We start from the raw sequence: 16,630 nt of genomic DNA, 5'->3' as shown, positions 1-16,630 counted from the left end.
CGAAAGCGCGTCCTAGTCCTCGAGCCGTGGCGAGAAGGCCCCGAAGGGCACGTCCAGATCGTGGTCACGGGCGTCGACCAGGGACAGCTCGGCGAGCGCGATCATGCATCCGGCGTCGGCCGGCCAGCAGATCGTCCACAGCCAGTTGCCCAGGGCCTCGCCCGCGTAGACCGCGCGGTCGTCCTCGCCGTCGACGCACCAGAGCGGGGCGGGATGCCCGAGCACCTCGATCTTGGCGTTCGGCGGGCCCTCGTCGAACCCCGTGCCGGGGTCGGGGCCGTCCAGCCCGGCGAACGCCGCGCCGAGCCCGATGCCCGGCTCCTCGGCGATGATCAGCATGTCGGCCGGCCCTTCGACCAGGGACGGCCCGGTGAGCGCGACGACGCTGGCGCGGGCGCCGGTGCGCTGGTCGCCCACCTCGGCGAAACCGGTCACCACCCATCGGGAGGGCAGCGGCCACGGCAGCCATACGGGCACGACGGAGCTCTTGCGCATCGCGTCCAGGGCCTCGCCGGTCGGCGGCCACGGAGGCTGATACGGCAGGACGTCGCCGTGCGTGTCACATCGGTACGCGCTTGACCAGGCGCCCGGCCCGTGAAGAGGGCCGAAACACCGTGGGCAGGTTGGAGCCGCTCTCACACCTACCCACGGTGCTTTCTCGGGTACGGCCCCGTCAAGGCCGCTCCCCGTTATCCCGTCGTAATCTTGGTCATGTGCGCGTAAATTGTGTCGGCGCCGTCATTCTCGACGCCGCCGGGCAGCGGATCCTGCTCGTCCAGCGGGGGCGTCCTCCTGGCGTGGGCCTGTGGTCCGTGCCCGGCGGCCGGCTGGAGCCCGGCGAGGACGACGAGACGGGCGTGCGGCGCGAGGTCCTGGAGGAGACCGGCCTGCGGGTCGAGGTGGGCCCGCTGGCCGGCGTGGTGGAGCGCCCCGGCCCCGGCGGCGTCACGTACGTGATCCGCGACTACCACGCCACCGTGACCGGCGGGACGGCGGCGGCCGGTGACGACGCCGCCGACCTGCGCTGGTGCACGCCGGCCGACCTCGCCCGGCTGCCGCTCACCGAGGGCCTGCTGGAGACGCTCACCGGCTGGGGAGCCCTACCGGCTTGAGGTCAGGCTGGAGGTCCACAGGATGAGGTGGTCGGCGTCGTACGTGGTGGACCGCCCGAGCGCCACCACCTCCGACCCCGACACCGCCACGGCGGTGAGCCACTGCATCCCCGGGCCGGCCAGCCGGTCCTTGGTGAGCGCCATGCGGTTCCAGTTCAGGCCGTCCTGGGAGGTCCAGGCGGCGCTGTCGCCCTCGCCGGGCGCGCCGTGCCAGCCGACCGCCACCAGGCCCTCGGCCGCCGCCGCGAGGTCGTAGACCGCGGCCGCCTGCTCGGCGGGCAGCCACGCGGTCTCCCAGCTCTCGCCGTCGTCGGCGGAGACCGCCGCGAAGGCGCGGCGGGAGCCGCCGGTGATCGCGGTGCCCATCGCCACCAGCCTGCCCTGGTGCTCGACGATCCGGCGCAGCCCGGCGGACGTGGCGTCCGGCGGGGCCACGCGGGGGCGGGCGCTCCAGTTGAGCCCGTCCTCGGAGTACCAGACGAGGCTGCTCTCCCGGTCGGCCGGGCCCGCGCCGCCCACCGCCACGAACCCGTCCGCCGTCGCGGCCACGTCGTGCACGCGCGCGCCGGCGCCGCCGTTCGGCAGCTTGGCCGCCCTGGTGAACCTGCGCAGGTCGGAGGTGAACCACATGGCCGCGCCCGCGTTGTTCGCCTGGTCGGTGTCCTGGCCGGCGAGCACGTAGCCCTTCTTGCCCGCGGCGACGACCCGCGGCTCCAGGCCCACGTGGCCGGAGCGCCTGGCCAGGTCGCCCGAGACGTTCACCCGCCGCCAGCTCTCGCCGTCGGCCGAGGTCACCAGCAGGGGGTCGGTGACGCCGACGTTGGTCTCGGTGCCGCCGACCGCGAGCCAGCCACGGGAGCCGTGGGCCACGTCCTCCAGCCGCTGGCGGCCGGAGCCGCCGAGGCTCATGGACTTCCAGCTCTGCCAGTTCCTGATCGTCCACAGGCCGGCGTCGCCGGAGGCCGAGCCGACGGCGACGTACCGGCCGCCGAAGCTGGTCAGGGCGCTCGTCTCGCGGGCCATGCGGGTCAGCCCCGCGACGTCGCCGAGCGGCACGCGGGCGGCCTGCCCGCGCGGCGGCGCGGACATCAGCACGAGCTGGTTGTCCACGTCGGAGGCGGCCTGGTCGCCGCCCGCGAACAGGGTGCCGCCCTCGGCGATGGTGAAGCCGCGCAACGTGGCGTTGCGCAGGTTGCCGAGCTCGGCCCGCTTGGTCCAGCCTCGGCCGTCCGTCGTGGTCAGCACGGCGTACCGGCCGAGGCCGGCCTGCGTGATCGCGGCCGCCCCCGACTCGTACGAGATCAGCGACTCCACGCCGACGCTCTCGCCGCCGAGCCCCGCGATCGAGCCGCACTGCGCCCATTCGTCGCCGCCCGGCGAGCAGTAGACGCGTACGTCGCCCGTGATCGTCCGCTGCCGCGTCGGCACCAGCACGAACCGCTTGGGCAGCACCGCCAGCGTCCCCGCGCGCGGCATCGCCTCGGGGAGCAGGAACGCCGTGACCTGCCACGTACGCCCGCCGTCGGCCGACCGGACGACCCGCGAACCCTCGCCTTCCGCGGGTCGCCCGATGGCCACGACGGTGTCGCCCTTGGCGACCACCGCGTTGATCTCGCGTATCTGCAGGCCCGTCGCCTCGGCCCGCTCCCAGGCGCGGCCGTCGGCCGACCGCCAGGCCGCCGGGCCGGGCGCGCCGTCGTCGCCCGTGGTGGTGCCGACCGCGACGAACCCCGACGACGTACGGGCGATGTCGGCGATCCGGTCGCCGGCCCGGAACGCGGTCAGGGCGGAGGCGGGCACGGCGTCCCAGCTGAAGCCGTCGGCGCTGGTCCACAGGCCGCGCTCGCCGGTGCCGTAGTCCTCGCCGCTGGCCAGCCAGCGCCCGCCGCCGCCGACGACGCGCTGGACGGTGGGGGCGGAGGCGCCGTTGACCTGGCCGAGCTGCCACGTCTTGCCACTGTCGGGCGAGAACAGGAACAGCGGGCGCGGGGTGGGATCGGTGATGTCGCTGCCCACGGCGACGACCGCGCGGCCGACCGAGGCCATGTCGTTGAGCTTCTGGTTGACGCCGTCGCCGGCGGCGGGGACGGTGAACAGCTCGTCGCCCGAGCGGCCCGTCCCGGCGGCCAGGCTGAGGCCCTGGGGCTCGTCGCCGGCCCACTGCCAGACGAGCACCCCGGTCGCCACCAGGAGGGCGGCGGCGACGGTGAGGACGACGGGGGTGGCGCGGCTGCCCCGGCGTACGGGGCTGGACCTGCGGACGGCGGCGGGGGCCGGGCCTCTGTGGTGGCGCCCGCTCGCGCCCTGGGGGCGGGGCGGGCCGCTCGCCACGAGCAGGTCGGGCCTGGTCGGCCGGCCGGCCGGCGGGCGGCCGACGCGCCGCACCTCCGGCTCGTCCTCCCCGCCGGGCTCCGCCGGCGCGGCTCCGTCGGCCGGGACCACCAGCCGGTACGGCGCCGTACGCGGGTCCCTGCGCGGCGTCCCCTCCTCCACGCCTTCCCGCACCCCGGAGACGGCCTCCCGGCCCTCCCGGCCCTCCCCGCGCCGCGACTCCTCCTGAGACCCCTGTACGGCCTCCTGAGCGTCCTCCTGCGGCTCGGGCGGCGCGTGGCCGGCAGAGGGGGGTTGGGCGGACGGAGTGTCATGGGGACCCGCCGGGCGATGAGCTGCGCCCTGGGGGACCCCCGCATCATGCGGGGCTGCTGTGCCATCAGCGGCCGTTGCCCCAGAGGGCGCCGCATCCTGCGGGGCCGCTGCGCCTTCGGGGGCCGTGTGCGAAGAGGCCGCCGCGCCCTGAGAGGCCGATGGACCAGGGGGAGCCGACGGGCTCTCGGGGGCCACCACATCCTGCGGGGCTGTGTCCTGGGGGGCCGCTGGGCCCTGGGGGGTCGCTGGGCCCTGGGGGGTCGGGGGCTTTCTGGGGGGGCCGGAGGCGACGAGTTTGTCCGGGCGGTTGACCACGCGGCGCGGCCGGCGGCGCGGCTCGGCCTCGGGCTCCGCCGTCGGCGAGCTGTAGGGCCTACGTCCCTTGGGTGGCTCCTGCGGCGTCTCGTCCGGTACGGGCGCCGCGAAGGGCGGCATGCCCCACGGGGACGTCAGGGGTAAGCCCCGGGCCCGGTCGTCGGTGGGCCCGGGCGGGGAGTGGCTGATCCTCGGCTCTGGAGAAGATTGCGGCTCTGACGCGCCCTCGGAGCGGGGGTCGTCGTCACCTGGCGGTCGCCGTGGCGGTTCGCTGGGGCCGGAGGCCACGCGCCGTACCTCCTAGTCGAACTAGTCGTACGGGAACGGTCACCATCCGGGACCGTTCCAGGAAGGATGTCCATCCTTATGCGCTTATTTCGAGTTTTTCTGTCTCACTCGACGAAGTATCACACGCGCCCACCCCTACCCCGCCGGACCGAAACGATCACCTCCGGAAGACCTCGCCCTCCCCACAGGTTCCAGAGCAGCACGAATGAGCGCGAATGGCGAGACCTCTCTAGTGAGATTCCCCCAACCACTAGCCCGATTTATCTCGAAATTGTGGCGATTGACCGCTTTTTGGCCAGGTACAAAACCCCGAGCGAGAACACCAGGAACTGCACCGCCGTCCCCGTCAGCGCCTGCCACGGCACCGCCACCTCCGCTTGGTTCAGCGACTCCTGCAACTCCCCCGCCGCCGCGCTCAGCCCGAACGCCACCACGTTGTTGAGCACGTGCAGCGCGATCGCCGCCTCCAGCCCCCCGGTACGCACCGACAACCAGCCCATCACCACGCCGAAGGCGAACACGTCGGCGAGCCCCGTCCACGAGTAGCCGTGCAGCGAGGCGAACAGCGCCGCCCCGACGACGATGCCCCACACGGGGTTGCGCACGTGCGCCCCGACGGCCTGGAGGAACCAGCCGCGGAAGACGTACTCCTCGGCGGCGGCCTGGAACGGCACCAGCACCAGGATCACCACGAACACGGGCAGGAACCGCTCCCAGCCCACCCAGCCGAACATGCCGGCCTCCGCGCCCGTCAGGGTCAGCGTCAGCCACTGCGCGGCCTGCCCGAGCACCATCGCCAGCACCGCCAGCCCCGCGCACCGGACCATCCAGCCCCAGCGCAGCCGGCCGGCCACCGACGACAACGTCCCCGGCCTGCGCCGCTGCACCAGTGCCGTCACGCCCACCACGAGGAGCAGCACGGGCGCGATCGACATCAACGTCGTGCCCAGCCCGAACGGGGTGCCCTCGGGCAGCCCGGTGTTCACGTCCACCGGCGAGGGCAGGCCGAACACGGCGGCGAACAGCATGGCCGCGGTGATCACCACGAACCCGATGACGAAGAACCCGATCGCGATCACCAGCGTGCCGACGATCGAGCGCCACGGCCGGGCGGCCTCGTTCCTCGCCAGATGGTCGAAGCGGGCGCCCGAGGGCATCGGCAGGAACCAGGACCGCTGCGGCGGCACGGGCGGATAGGGATATTGCGGCTGCGGGTACGCGGCCCCGTACGGGTGGCGCGGCGGACCAGGGTTCTCCTGCATTCCTCCATTCTGTCCATCTGATGCGCAATAGTTCACAGACGGATCGCGCTTTTGGGCGGATGCTCTCAGAGGTAGGCACTTCAACCCTGGGAGCAGTCCATGTCAAGGCTGGGACCTGTCATCACCCTCGTGGCGGGAGCCGTGCTCGCCGCGGGGCTCGGTGTCGCCAGCGTCAACGCGACACCTGCGGCGAACACCGCCGCCCCCAACGTGGAGAACACCGTTCCCGACGAGGAACAGACGGCTGAACAGCCGGCTGAGGAGCCGGCGCAGGAGGCGCAGCCGACGCCCACCCCCGAGCGCACGGAGGCCAAGAAGATCGACAAGGCCGACTACGGCGGCCGCGTCACCGGCAACGGCGGCCTCATCGCCATCTCGATCAGGAACGGCAAGGCCGTCGGCTACTTCTGCGACGGCCGCGCGGAAGCGTGGTTCAAGGGCACCCAGTCGGGCGACTCGGTCAGCCTGACGGGGGTCAAGACCGGCAAGGTGACCGCCGACCTCGGCGCCGGCAAGGCAACCGGCCAGTTGTCGCTCGGCGGGAAGAAGTGGAGCTTCGTCGCCCAGTCCGTGCGCAAGCCGTCGGGCCTGTACCGCGCCACCGCCCTCGTGCGCGGCGCCCAGTACCGCGCCGGCTGGATCCGGATCAAGAACCCGGACGGCAGCTACACCTCGGTCGGCGCCGCCACCTCGAACGACCGCCTGGTGCCCGTCCCCACGCTGAACCCCGACCAGCCGACCGCGCCGCTGACTGTGGACGGCACCACGGTCCACCCGAAGGACGTCGACGGCTTCATCGAGGAGATGTCATGACCGCCATCCACCGGACGCCCTCGCGCGGCCTGGCCTCGTTGCTGGTGCCGCTGCTGATCGGCGGGCTCGTGGTGCTCGCGCTCGGCGTGTACGGCCGCGCCCACACCCCCACGGGCTACGCCGTCGGCGTGGCGGGCTTCTCCGCCGCCCTGCCGATGAAGGCGTGGCTGACCACGGCCGCGCTCGTGCTGGCGTTCGTCCAGGTCGTCTCGGCCCTGTCGATGTGGGGCAAGCTCGGGATCGCCATACCCGCCGGGGTGCACCGCTGGTCGGGGCGGCTGGCGTTCCTGGTGACGATCCCGGTCGCCTTCCACTGCCTGTACGCGCTCGGCCTCCAGTACGACGTGCCCAGGGTGCTCGCGCACTCCCTGCTCGGCTGCTTCTTCTACGGCGTGTTCACCGCGAAGATGCTGGCCCTGCCCAAGCGGGACACGCCGGGCTGGACGCTGCCGGTGTTCGGCGGGCTGGCGTTCACCGCGCTGGTGGGGCTCTGGCTGACCTCGGCGTTCTGGTTCTTCACGGCCGTGGGCATCAAGGTGTGAAGGTGACGGTCCTGCTCAGCCCGGCCGCCCGCCCCTTGGCGGCCACGACGAGCGCCATCTTGCGCGAGGCCTCGTCGATCATCTCGTCGCCCAGCATGACCGCGCCGCGCTTCTCCACGGTGGTGTAGTACTCGTACGCCTCCAGGATCAGCTCGGCGTGGTCGTAGTCCTCCTGCGCCGGCGAGAACACCTCGTTGGCCGCGTCCACCTGGGAGGGGTGCAGCACCCACTTGCCGTCGAAGCCCAGCGCCGCCGACCGCCTGGCGACCCGGCGGAAGCCGTCGACGTCCTTGATCTGGAGGTAGGGGCCGTCGATGACCTGGAGGTCGTGGCTGCGGGCCGCCATGAGCAGGCGCATGAGGATGTAGTGGTAGGCGTCGCCCTCGGTGTAGCCGGGGGGCTGCTCGCCGACGACGAGCGTGCGCATGTTGATCGAGGCCATGAAGTCGGCGGGCCCGAACACCAGCGTCTCCAGCCGCCGCGACGAGCCGGCGATCATGTCGACGTTGACCAGGCCGCGGGCGTTCTCGATCTGCGCCTCGATCCCGATCCTGCCGGGCTCGTAGCCCATGGCCTTCTCGATCTGCGTGAGCAGCGTGTCGAGCCAGACCACCTCGGTCGGGTCCTGCACCTTGGGCAGCATCACGCAGTCGAGGAACTGCCCGGCGCCCTCGACGACCTCGATGACGTCGCGGTAGGTCCACTGCGTGGCGAGGTCGTTGACCCGCACCACACGCGTCTTGCCCGACCAGTCGCCCTCGCGCAGCGCGGCGACGACGTTGCGCCGCGCGTCCTCCTTGGCGGCCGGCGCGACGGAGTCCTCCAGGTCGAGGAAGACCTCGTCGACGGGCAGGGTCTGGGCCTTCTCCAGGAAGCGCGGGTTGCTCCCCGGAACCGCGAGAACCGAACGACGTGAGCGCATGCGCACACGCTACTGGTGGCGCCGCCCCCTCCCGGTGGCGGCACCCACCCGTACGTCTTCGCTCAGCGGCGCGGGGCCAGGCCGAGCTGGAGGCCCTTCAGGCTGGAGGAGCGCTTGCTCAGGGCGCCCGCGATCGAGCGCAGCTCGGCCGCGGCGGGCGAGTCGGGGTCGGTGAGGACCAGCGGCTTGCCCTCGTCGCCGCCCTCGCGCAGCCGCATGTCGATCGGGACCTGCCCGAGCAGCGGCACCCGCGCGCCGAGGATGCGGGTCAGCGCGTCGGCGACGGTCTGGCCGCCGCCCTCGCCGAACACCGAGATGCGCTCGTCGCAGTGGGGGCAGGGCAGCCAGGACATGTTCTCGATGACGCCGGCGATCTGCTGGTGGGTCTGCGCGGCGATGGAGCCGGCGCGCTCGGCCACCTCGGCGGCGGCCATCTGCGGCGTGGTCACGACCAGGATCTCGGCCCCGGGGAGCCGCTGCGCCACGGAGATGGCGATGTCGCCGGTGCCGGGCGGCAGGTCGAGCAGCAGGACGTCGAGGTCGCCCCAGTAGACGTCGGCCAGGAACTGGTGGAGCGCCCGGTCGAGCATCGGACCGCGCCAGACGACCGGGGTGTTGCCCTCCGGGGGCTTGAACATGCCGACCGAGATGACCTTGATGTCGTGGGCCACCGGCGGCATGATCATGTCTTCGACCTTGGTGGGCCGCTCGGCGGCTCCCAGCATGCGCGGGATGCTGTGGCCGTAGATGTCGGCGTCGACGATGCCCACCTTGAGGCCGCTCGCGGCCATGGAGGCGGCCAGGTTGACGGTCACCGACGACTTGCCGACGCCGCCCTTGCCGCTCGCCACGGCGAACACGCGGGTCAGCGAGCCGGGCTGGTTGAAGGGGATCTCCTTCTCCGGCCCGCGGTTGCCGCGCAGCTTGGTCTGGAGCTCCTTGCGCTGCTCGGTGCTCATCACGTCCAGCTCGATCTGGACGCCGGTCACGCCTTCGACCTTGGAGACGGCGGTGGTGACGTCGCGGGTGATGGTGTCCCGCATGGGACAACCCGCCACGGTGAGGTAGACGCCGACGCGCACCGCACCGCCGGGAGCGATATCGATGCTCTTGACCATGCCGAGGTCCGTGATCGGACGGCGGATCTCGGGGTCGATGACGGTGGAAAGAGCCGCCGTCACCAGTTCCTGGGTAGGTGCCATCGAAGTCTCGGCACGAGGGAGTGCCGTCCCTCCTTTGTCGGTATATGTGTGACAGGCGCTGGACGCCAGCGAGGATGCCCCTCCATGGTATGAACCGGCGGCCCCGCTGAGTTAATCCGTGCTGTTAGATGTCTGTGCAACAACGTCCTAAGGTTACTCCGTGACTCTTCTGCGCGACGAGGGCCTCACCGCCGAGGAGCTGGCGGTCTGGCGAATGTTGCAGCGCGCCCAGGTCCGCATCACCCGCCGCCTGGAGGCTGAGCTGCTCGTCGCCCACGATCTGCCCCTGGCCTCGTACGAGGTGCTCATGCAGCTCGCCGAGGCGGACGGGCGGCGGCTGCGCATGAACGACCTGGCCGATCGCGTGCTGCTGTCGCGCAGCGGCCTGACCCGCCTCATCGACCGGCTGCAGCGCGACGGCCTGGTGACCCGCGAGGCGTGCCCCGACGACGCCCGCGGCCTGTTCGCGGTGCTGACCGACGCCGGAGCGGGCCGGCTGGCCGAGGCCACGCCCACCTATCTGCGCGGCATCAGGACGCAGTTCCTCGACATGCTGGGCAGCGGCGAGATCGGCCAGATCAGGGCCATGCTCGGCAGGCTCGACGGCGCCGAGGCAGGCGCCGGCACAGGCACAGCCGCTAGCGCGGCTGGCGGCGGCGCTCTTTGACCTCGGGCTCCTGGAGCTCCTCCAGCAGCCGGCCCAGCTCGGCGCGCAGGTAGTCGCGGGTGGCGACCTCGTTGATCGCCAGGCGCAGCCCGGCGATCTCCCGCGTCAGATACTCGATCTCGGCCTGGTTGCGCTCGGCGGCCTCGCGGTCCTGCTCGTACTGGATGCGGTCGCGGTCGTCCTGGCGGTTCTGGGCCAGCAGGATGAGCGGCGCGGCGTAGCTGGCCTGCAGCGACAGCATGAGCGTCAGGAAGATGAACGGGTACGGGTCGAACTTGAGCGAGGGCGGCGCGGCCACGTTCCAGATCACCCAGACCCCGACGAACACCGTCATGTAGACGATGAACCTGGCAGTGCCGAGGAAGCGCGCGATCCGCTCGGACAGCCGGCCGAAGGTCTCCGGGTCGTAGTGCGGCCGCAGCGTGCGGCGCAGCTCGCGCGGCTGGTCGAGTCGTTCGGTGGTCACGTGTCGTCCCTCTCGCGCCAGTCCTCGGGCAGCAGGTGGTCCAGCACGTCGTCGACGGTCACCGCGCCGACGAGCCGGCCCAGCTCGTCCACGACAGGCGCCGCGACGAGGTTGTAGTTGGCGAGGTACGAGGTGACCTCGATCAGCGTGAACTCCGGCTTGATGGGGTCGATCGACGGGTCCAGCGCCGCGCCGAGCAGCGTGGAGGGCGGCTCGCGCAGCAGGCGCTGGAAGTGCGCCACCCCCAGGTAGGTGCCGGTGGGGGTCTCGGTCGGCGGCCTGGACACGAACACCTGGGCTGCGACGGCGGGCGAGAGGTCCTGCTGGCGGATGTGCGCCAGCGCCTCGGCCACCGTGGACGAGGGCGGCAGGATGACCGGCTCGCTGGTCATGACGCCGCCCGCGCTGTTCTCCGGGTAGGTGAGCAGCCGCCGCACCGGCGCGGCCTCCCCCGGCTCCATGAGCGCCAGCAGCTCGGACGCCTGCTCGTCGGGCAGCTCGTGCAGCAGGTCGGCGGCGTCGTCGGGGCCCATCTCCTCCAGGACGCGGGCCGCCCGCTCGGGCCCCAGCATGCCGAGGACGCCGACCTGGTCGTCCGGCGGCATCTCCTCCAGCACGTCGGCGAGGCGGTCGTCGTCGAGCGCGCGGGCGATCTCGGTGCGCCGCTTGGGCGGCAGGTGGTGCAGGGCGCTCGCCACGTCGGCGGCCCGCATGGACGCGAACGCCGCGATCAGCCCGGCCGCGCCCTGGTCCTGCTGGAGGGTGTCGAAGCCGGTGACCTCGTTCCAGTCGACCACGCGGGGGTCGCGCCGCCTGCGCCGGTAGACGGCGACCTTGGTGATCTCCCAGGTGGACGGCTTGACCTCCTCCATGGCCACGTCGTAGACGGTGACCTGCTCGCCGCCGACGCGTACGGACAGGTCGAGCAGCTCGCCGACGACCAGCGTCTCGCTCGCGCGCTGCTCGAACCTGCGCATGTTGAGCCGGCCGCTGAAGACGACGGCCCCGGCCTCGATGCGGCGGACGCGGGTGATGGGCAGGAAGACGCGGCGGCGCGGCTGCACCTCCACGACCAGTCCGTGGATGTTGGGGCGGCGGCCGGGGCGCAGGCCCGCCACCAGGTCGCGGACGCGGCCGATCTGGTCGCCCGCCGGGTCGAAGACCGGGGTCCCAGGGAGCCGCGCCACGAAGATCCTCACGTGGCCAGGCTAACAGCGCCGTCCCATTGCGCCAGGTGAGGGCGACATGTCAGGATCAAACCTGCTTGACGGTAATTACGAGGCGGGAATGGTGTTGCGATGAGATATGCGGGGCTGGCGCTCGCGTTCGTGTCCTCGTGTTGTTTCGCGTTCTCGGGGCCCATGGCCAAATATCTGATCGCGGCAGGGCTGGCGCCGATCGAAGCGGTGTGGACGCGGATGGCGGGCGCGGGGCTGCTGCTGCTCGCCGTGCTGGCCATCGTACGGCCACGGGCGCTGCGCATCCCCCGCTCCCGCATGCCGTTCTTCGCCCTGTACGCGATCATGGCCGTGGCCGGGGTCCAGTCGCTCTACTTCGTGGCCATCACGCGGCTGCCGGTGGGCATCGCCCTGCTGCTGGAGTTCATGGCGCCGGTGATGGTCGTGGCCTGGGTGCGGCTGGTGCGCAGGATCCGGCTGGCGCCCGCCGCCTACGTCGGCGCCGTGGCGGCCGTCCTCGGGCTCGCCATCGTGGTCGAGGCGTGGCAGGGCATGCGGATCGACGCGCTCGGCCTGCTGCTCGGGCTGGCGGCCGGGGCCTGCTGCGCGGGCTACTTCCTCATGAGCGACAGCTTCGGCGACGACGTGGACCCGCTCGGGCTCATCGCCTGGGGCATGGCGGGCGCGGCCGTGGTGCTGGTGCCCTTCGCCCGGCCCTGGGACATCCCCTGGAGCGCTTTCACCCTCACCACCACACCGGCCGGGGGCGGGGTGAGCCTGCCGGTGCTGGGGGCGTACGTGTGGATGGTGCTGGTCGCGACCGTGGTGGCGTACATCCTGGGCGTCAACGCGGTGCGGCGGCTGTCGGCCGCCGTCGGGGCCACGGTCGCGTCGCTTGAGGTCATCGGCGGCGCCCTGGTGGCCTGGGGGCTGGTCGGCGAGACCCTCGGCGTGTTCCAGATCACCGGCGGGCTGCTCGTGCTGGCCGGCGCGCTGCTCGCGCAGACCGCGACCGCCTCGGCGCGGCCGGCGGAGGAGCCCGGCGAGCCCGGGCTGGCGTCCCTGGACGGGGTCAGCTCACGGGGGTGAGCCGGACGACGACGCACTCGCGGGCCCACCGCTCAGCGAGGTGCTCGGCATCGCGGGCGTTGAGCCGCTCCTTGGCGAGCGCGGCCACCGCCTCGGGGGCCCGCTCCTGGTCGACGGCCGACACCGCGGCGTCGAACTCCACCAGCCTGGCGCCGTTGTCCTTGCTGCGCAGCGTCACGTGGACCCGGTCGAGCGCGTCGAGCCCGGGCAGGCTCTGCTCCTCGCCGCCCGTCACGAGATAAATCGCGCCGTCGTGCCAGACGTGCCAGGCCAGCCGGGGCCCGTCGGCCAGGCCGAGCCACAAGATGCCCGACTTCTTCGCGCCCTCCTCCACGCCGGGCGCCAGGGAGGGCTCCACGGGCATCAGGTGGCCTCGGAGTCGTACGGCGGGACCTCGCCGTAGCCCAGCTCGTCCACGACCGGCTCCGGCGAGTAGGAGGCCGCGACGGAGTCCAGCTCCTTCGGCTTGTCGTTCCAGGTGTCCTCGATGTCGTCGAGGAGATGCTTGCGGACGAACGTGCGCGGGTTGAGGTCGGCCGGGTCGAAGTTCTGGAACTCCGGGCCCAGCCCGGCCCGCAGGTCGTCGCGCGCGTTGTTGGCCATGCGGCGCAGGTTGCGCAGCGTCCGGCCGGCCTGCGCGGCGGCCTGGGGCAGCTTGTCGGGGCCGAAGACCAGCAGCGCGAGGACGACCAGCGCCGCTATCTCCCCCCACCCGAGTCCGAACACCGTGAGCTCCTACCGCAGTCAACGCCTCCGAGGACAACCCCGGCCTATCCACAGACTAAGGGCTCCCGGGCACCGCTACGATGCCCGGGCTCAGGACAGCCCCGGGACGGCCTCGGATCGGCGTCAGGACGGCGTCGGCGACGGCCCGTCCTCGGCCACCACCGTCAGCGTGGCCGTGCGTTCCTGCCCGGCGCGCTGGTACTTGATGTTGATCTTCGAGCCGGGGGCCTTGCTGCGGATCAGCGCGATCAGCTCGTTGCCGTCCTGCAGGGCGAGGCCGTCCATCTCCAGGATCACGTCACCGGCCCGGAGCCCGGCCTTGTCGGCGGGCCCGCCGGGGGTCACCGGCTGCTGGCCGCCCACGCTCGCGGTGGCGATCTTCACGCCCTGGCCGCGGTAGTCCTTCTCCAGCACGATGCCGATCTTCGGCCGCTTGGCCCGGCCGGTGCTGATCAGCTCCTCGGCCACCCGCCGCGTCTGGTTGACCGGGATCGCGAAGCCCAGGCCGATGCTGCCGCTCTGGCCGCCGATCGACCGGCTGAGCGTGGCGATGGCCGAGTTGACGCCGACGACCTCGCCGCGGCTGTTGACCAGCGGGCCGCCCGAGTTGCCGGGGTTGATCGCGGCGTCGGTCTGGATGGCGCTGATGTACGCGGTCTCCTCGCTGCCCCCGCCGGTCTCGTCGCCGGCGATGACGGGGCGGTTGAGCGAGCTGACGATGCCCGTCGTGACCGTGCCCGTGAGCCCGAGCGGCGAGCCGATCGCGATGACCGGGTCGCCCACGACCACCTGGTCGGAGTTGCCGAGGGTGATCTCCGGCGTGCCGAACGTCTCCTCCGGCTTGACCACGGCCAGGTCGGAGCCGGGGTCGCGGCCGACGATGCGGGCCGAGGTGGTCTTGCGGTTGTTGAACTGGATCTTGATCTCGCCGCCGTTGGCCGCCAGGGCGACCACGTGGTTGTTGGTCACCACGTAGCCGTTCTTGATCAGGAAGCCGGAGCCGGTGGCGCCCTCGGTGTTGGAGCCGTTGCCGACCTCCAGGGAGACCACGCTGGGCAGCACCCGCGCGGCGACGCCCGCGATGGAGCCGGGCTCGCGGCTGGCCGCGCCGGTGGGCACGGGGCCGAGGCTGTAGGAGGGGTCCGTGGCGGCCGAGCCGCTGGGCCTGGTCAGCAGGTAGGTGCCGACGCTGCCGAGGCCGGAGGCCACCAGCGCGATGGCGAGGGCGATGGCGATCAGCCCGCCGGTGCCGGGACCGCGCCGCCGGTCGCCCGCCGGCCCGCCATGGGCCAGGGGCGGCGGGGCCCAGCCCGCGCCCATCCCGAGCGCCTGCCGGGGAGGCGGCGGCGTCCCGGGCCCGTACGGCGCGCCCCCGAACGACGGGCCGCCGAACGGCGGGGCCGCGGAGTACGGTCCCTCGAACGACGGACCGCCGAACGAGGCGCCACCGGACGACGGGCTCTCGAACGACGCGCCGCCGAACGACGGGGCCGAGGAGGACGGGCTCTCGAACGACGCGCCACCATAGGGCGGGGCCGAGGACGACGCGCCGCCGAACGACGGCGCCGATGACGACGGGCTCTCGAACGACGCGCCGCCGTAGGACGGTGCCGAGGAGGACGGAGCCGAGGAGGACGGGCCGGCGAACGACGGGCCGCTGATGGTGTCGGCGAGCGGCCGGTCATCGGACGCCCCGTCGCCGTAGGGGTTGTCGCCGGACGCCGGGCCGCCGTCGGGCCGCCCGAAGCCGGGGCTCTCGTACTGGCGGGTGCCGTTGTCCTGGCCGCCGCCGGGCGCGCCGAAGCCGGGCGCGTACGACGGCCCGCTCCCGCCCCGCTGCTCCCCCGACGACTCGGGCGAGCCGCCGTAGGGCGCGTAGGACGGCTGGTACGGTGGCGCCCCCGCGGGCTCGGCGGCGCGGCCCGACGGATCGCCCCAGGAGGTGCCGCCGAAGGAGGCGGGGGGTTCCGCGCGCCCGCCCGGCGACTCGGCCGGGTGGTCGGCGGGCAGGAACTCCGGCCGCCCCTGTGACTCGGGGTAGTCCGACGGCGTGCGTCCTTCGGTGGGGCGCGGCGTCTCGTCGGTCATCTAAGTCTCACCACTCCTTGGCTCGGCCGCCGCAATCGTCGCCATTGCGACATACGAGGGTTATAAGGACCCGAACCCAGATCGTATGCCCGTACCATGCACGGCTACGCCAACCTCGGCCATCTCCGGCATATCGGAACCTCAGGGAGTGTGGACCGACGGAGCGCCCGTCGGCGAGTGCTGCAACTTGTACAGCTCGACCGGCGGCGTCGGGGTCTCCTGACCCGCGCCGGAGACGGCGAAGAAGGTGCCGAGCGCCACGGCGGCCGAGACCACGCTCACCGCGACGTACGCCGAGCGCCGCCTACCGCCACGGCCGGGGCCCGAAGCCCCTCCAGTGGCGTCCCTGCGGGGCCGGTTGTCCAGCGGGGCGATGCTGTGCGGGCCCGGGATGGGCACACCCCCGAAGGTACGGGTAGGAAAAGGGCGCTCCCTCGGCGGCAGCGGACCGCCCGGCTCCGCCATGCGGAGCAGGGACATCGTGAGGTCGGCCGGCATCGCCGGGGTCTCCAGCGAGCGCAGCCGCGCCTTCAGCGCGCGTACGGACTCGACCTCCGCCCTGCAGTCGGCGCAGAAGGTCAGGTGCGCGAGCGCGCGCTCGCGCTCGTGGTGGCCGAGTTCGCCGTCGACCAGCGCGGAAACGCGTTCTCCAAGATGAGCCATATCAGACTTCCTCCCCAGGGATCACGGACGGGGGGAGTTGGTTGGCACGGGGGGCCCGGTGGTCGAGGGCCTCCCGCAACTGCGCCCGACCACGGTGGATGCGGCTGCGGACCGTGCCCAGCTTGACGCCGAGCGTTTTGGCGATCTCCTCGTAGGAGAGCCCCTCGATGTCGCAGAGCACGATCGCGGCACGGAACTCGGGCGCGAGCGCGTCGAGTGCGGCCTGGATGTCGGGCTCCAGATGGGCGTCGTCGAACGCCTGCGCCGGCGACGGCTCCCGGCCGCGCAGCCGCTCGGCGGCGTCGTCGGCCAGCCCCTCGAACCTGATGCGCTGCTTGCGCCGCGCCATGTCGAGGAACAGGTTGGTCGTGATCCGGTGCAGCCACCCCTCGAACGTGCCAGGGGTGTAGCTGGACAACGACCTGAAGACCCGGACGAAGACCTCCTGCGTGAGGTCCTCGGCGTCGTGGACGTTGCCGGTCAGCCGGTACGCGAGCCGGTACACGCGCGCGGAGTGCGTCCGCACGACTTCCTCCCATGTGGGAGGCGTCCAGTCAGACGACACGGGAGCATCCGTCTGGTGGTCGCTCTCGTCCACCAGAACTCCTCTCTCTGGGACCACCGCTATCGCCATAGTGCCTGGTTTCGTCC

The 16,630-nt window shown here is 72.6% G+C and carries 17 protein-coding genes; 5 read left to right on the top strand and 12 right to left on the bottom strand.

The features are described 5' to 3' along the window. Positions 1 to 12 precede the first annotated feature (12 nt). On the bottom strand, positions 13 to 639 hold the full coding sequence (locus ACBR40_RS40735) for a DUF6758 family protein (protein ID WP_344210594.1): 627 nt from the start codon (positions 637 to 639) through the stop codon (positions 13 to 15). 74 nt (positions 640 to 713) lie between these two features. On the opposite strand from ACBR40_RS40735, the gene ACBR40_RS40730 reads away from it, so the two are divergent. Continuing rightward, positions 714 to 1,112, top strand: coding sequence for an NUDIX hydrolase (locus ACBR40_RS40730; protein ID WP_371252166.1), 399 nt, complete (start codon positions 714 to 716; stop codon positions 1,110 to 1,112). Here ACBR40_RS40730 and ACBR40_RS40725 read toward each other — a convergent pair. Both ACBR40_RS40725 and ACBR40_RS40720 read right to left on the bottom strand, forming a co-directional pair. Next, entirely contained in the window at positions 1,101 to 3,605 is a 2,505-nt protein-coding gene (locus tag ACBR40_RS40725) for a hypothetical protein (protein WP_371252165.1), read from the bottom strand. The genes ACBR40_RS40730 and ACBR40_RS40725 overlap by 12 nt on opposite strands. Before the next feature lie 1,016 nt (positions 3,606 to 4,621). Next, positions 4,622 to 5,623: a lysostaphin resistance A-like protein gene (locus ACBR40_RS40720; RefSeq protein WP_371252164.1), complete on the bottom strand. Its 1,002-nt coding sequence runs from the start codon at positions 5,621 to 5,623 to the stop codon at positions 4,622 to 4,624. 99 nt (positions 5,624 to 5,722) lie between these two features. On the opposite strand from ACBR40_RS40720, the gene ACBR40_RS40715 reads away from it, so the two are divergent. Further along, positions 5,723 to 6,436, top strand: a complete 714-nt coding sequence (locus ACBR40_RS40715; protein WP_371252163.1) for a hypothetical protein — start codon at positions 5,723 to 5,725, stop codon at positions 6,434 to 6,436. Beyond that, positions 6,433 to 6,978: a DUF6529 family protein gene (locus ACBR40_RS40710; protein WP_364454641.1), complete on the top strand. Its 546-nt coding sequence runs from the start codon at positions 6,433 to 6,435 to the stop codon at positions 6,976 to 6,978. The genes ACBR40_RS40715 and ACBR40_RS40710 overlap by 4 nt, the downstream gene beginning before the upstream one ends. Here ACBR40_RS40710 and ACBR40_RS40705 read toward each other — a convergent pair. Beyond that, positions 6,968 to 7,900 carry a CoA ester lyase gene (locus tag ACBR40_RS40705; protein ID WP_344210606.1) on the bottom strand — a complete coding sequence of 311 codons (933 nt, stop codon included), beginning with the start codon at positions 7,898 to 7,900 and terminating at the stop codon, positions 6,968 to 6,970. The genes ACBR40_RS40710 and ACBR40_RS40705 overlap by 11 nt on opposite strands. 62 nt (positions 7,901 to 7,962) lie before the next feature. After that, complete coding sequence (locus tag ACBR40_RS40700; RefSeq protein WP_344210608.1) at positions 7,963 to 9,102, bottom strand: Mrp/NBP35 family ATP-binding protein; 1,140 nt, start codon at positions 9,100 to 9,102, stop codon at positions 7,963 to 7,965. 160 nt (positions 9,103 to 9,262) lie between these two features. Here ACBR40_RS40700 and ACBR40_RS40695 point away from each other — a divergent pair, with 160 nt between their 5' ends. Next, entirely contained in the window at positions 9,263 to 9,769 is a 507-nt protein-coding gene (locus ACBR40_RS40695; protein WP_371252162.1) for a MarR family winged helix-turn-helix transcriptional regulator, read from the top strand. Here the strand turns inward: ACBR40_RS40695 and ACBR40_RS40690 are convergent. Next, entirely contained in the window at positions 9,741 to 10,235 is a 495-nt protein-coding gene (locus ACBR40_RS40690; RefSeq protein WP_344210612.1) for a DUF1003 domain-containing protein, read from the bottom strand. The two genes, ACBR40_RS40695 and ACBR40_RS40690, sit on opposite strands and share 29 nt — an antisense overlap. Further along, positions 10,232 to 11,434 carry a magnesium transporter MgtE N-terminal domain-containing protein gene (locus ACBR40_RS40685; RefSeq protein WP_371252161.1) on the bottom strand — a complete coding sequence of 401 codons (1,203 nt, stop codon included), beginning with the start codon at positions 11,432 to 11,434 and terminating at the stop codon, positions 10,232 to 10,234. Before ACBR40_RS40685 ends, ACBR40_RS40690 begins: the two co-directional genes overlap by 4 nt. 99 nt (positions 11,435 to 11,533) lie before the next feature. Here ACBR40_RS40685 and ACBR40_RS40680 point away from each other — a divergent pair, with 99 nt between their 5' ends. Continuing rightward, positions 11,534 to 12,502: an EamA family transporter gene (locus ACBR40_RS40680; RefSeq protein ID WP_344210616.1), complete on the top strand. Its 969-nt coding sequence runs from the start codon at positions 11,534 to 11,536 to the stop codon at positions 12,500 to 12,502. Here the strand turns inward: ACBR40_RS40680 and ACBR40_RS40675 are convergent. From ACBR40_RS40675 to sigE, 5 genes are all read right to left on the bottom strand, one after another. Then, on the bottom strand, positions 12,486 to 12,866 hold the full coding sequence (locus tag ACBR40_RS40675) for a hypothetical protein (RefSeq protein ID WP_371252160.1): 381 nt from the start codon (positions 12,864 to 12,866) through the stop codon (positions 12,486 to 12,488). The two genes, ACBR40_RS40680 and ACBR40_RS40675, sit on opposite strands and share 17 nt — an antisense overlap. Then, positions 12,866 to 13,228: a sec-independent translocase gene (locus tag ACBR40_RS40670; RefSeq protein WP_329590060.1), complete on the bottom strand. Its 363-nt coding sequence runs from the start codon at positions 13,226 to 13,228 to the stop codon at positions 12,866 to 12,868. Before ACBR40_RS40670 ends, ACBR40_RS40675 begins: the two co-directional genes overlap by 1 nt. 123 nt (positions 13,229 to 13,351) lie before the next feature. Then, positions 13,352 to 15,316 carry a trypsin-like peptidase domain-containing protein gene (locus tag ACBR40_RS40665; RefSeq protein ID WP_371252159.1) on the bottom strand — a complete coding sequence of 655 codons (1,965 nt, stop codon included), beginning with the start codon at positions 15,314 to 15,316 and terminating at the stop codon, positions 13,352 to 13,354. Positions 15,317 to 15,457: 141 nt separating this feature from the next. Beyond that, a complete protein-coding gene (locus ACBR40_RS40660; protein WP_371252158.1) occupies positions 15,458 to 15,979 on the bottom strand; it encodes an anti-sigma factor in 522 nt (173 codons plus the stop codon). A gap of 1 nt (position 15,980) precedes the next feature. Next, the gene (sigE, locus tag ACBR40_RS40655; RefSeq protein WP_329590055.1) at positions 15,981 to 16,613 is read right to left on the bottom strand and encodes an RNA polymerase sigma factor SigE; all 633 of its coding nucleotides are present in this window, start codon (positions 16,611 to 16,613) and stop codon (positions 15,981 to 15,983) included. Between the last annotated feature and the right edge of the window lie 17 nt (positions 16,614 to 16,630).

The organism is Nonomuraea sp. AD125B (genome assembly GCF_041402765.1).
Lineage (GTDB): Bacteria > Actinomycetota > Actinomycetes > Streptosporangiales > Streptosporangiaceae > Nonomuraea > Nonomuraea bangladeshensis.
The sequence above is the reverse complement of the archived record's forward strand: the minus strand, read 5'-3'. Positions and strand labels throughout refer to the sequence as shown.

Excerpts from the sequence above, each read along its gene's own strand:
- sigE (WP_329590055.1), bottom strand. The coding sequence starts at position 16,613 with ATGGCGATAGCGGTGGTCCCAGAGAGAGGAGTTCTGGTGGACGAGAGC.
- ACBR40_RS40715 (WP_371252163.1), top strand. The coding sequence starts at position 5,723 with ATGTCAAGGCTGGGACCTGTCATCACCCTCGTGGCGGGAGCCGTGCTC.
- ACBR40_RS40705 (WP_344210606.1), bottom strand. The coding sequence starts at position 7,900 with ATGCGCTCACGTCGTTCGGTTCTCGCGGTTCCGGGGAGCAACCCGCGC.
- ACBR40_RS40700 (WP_344210608.1), bottom strand. The coding sequence starts at position 9,102 with ATGGCACCTACCCAGGAACTGGTGACGGCGGCTCTTTCCACCGTCATC.
- ACBR40_RS40720 (WP_371252164.1), bottom strand. The coding sequence starts at position 5,623 with ATGCAGGAGAACCCTGGTCCGCCGCGCCACCCGTACGGGGCCGCGTAC.
- ACBR40_RS40680 (WP_344210616.1), top strand. The coding sequence starts at position 11,534 with ATGAGATATGCGGGGCTGGCGCTCGCGTTCGTGTCCTCGTGTTGTTTC.
- ACBR40_RS40675 (WP_371252160.1), bottom strand. The coding sequence starts at position 12,866 with ATGCCCGTGGAGCCCTCCCTGGCGCCCGGCGTGGAGGAGGGCGCGAAG.
- ACBR40_RS40665 (WP_371252159.1), bottom strand. The coding sequence starts at position 15,316 with ATGACCGACGAGACGCCGCGCCCCACCGAAGGACGCACGCCGTCGGAC.
- ACBR40_RS40710 (WP_364454641.1), top strand. The coding sequence starts at position 6,433 with ATGACCGCCATCCACCGGACGCCCTCGCGCGGCCTGGCCTCGTTGCTG.
- ACBR40_RS40660 (WP_371252158.1), bottom strand. The coding sequence starts at position 15,979 with ATGGCTCATCTTGGAGAACGCGTTTCCGCGCTGGTCGACGGCGAACTC.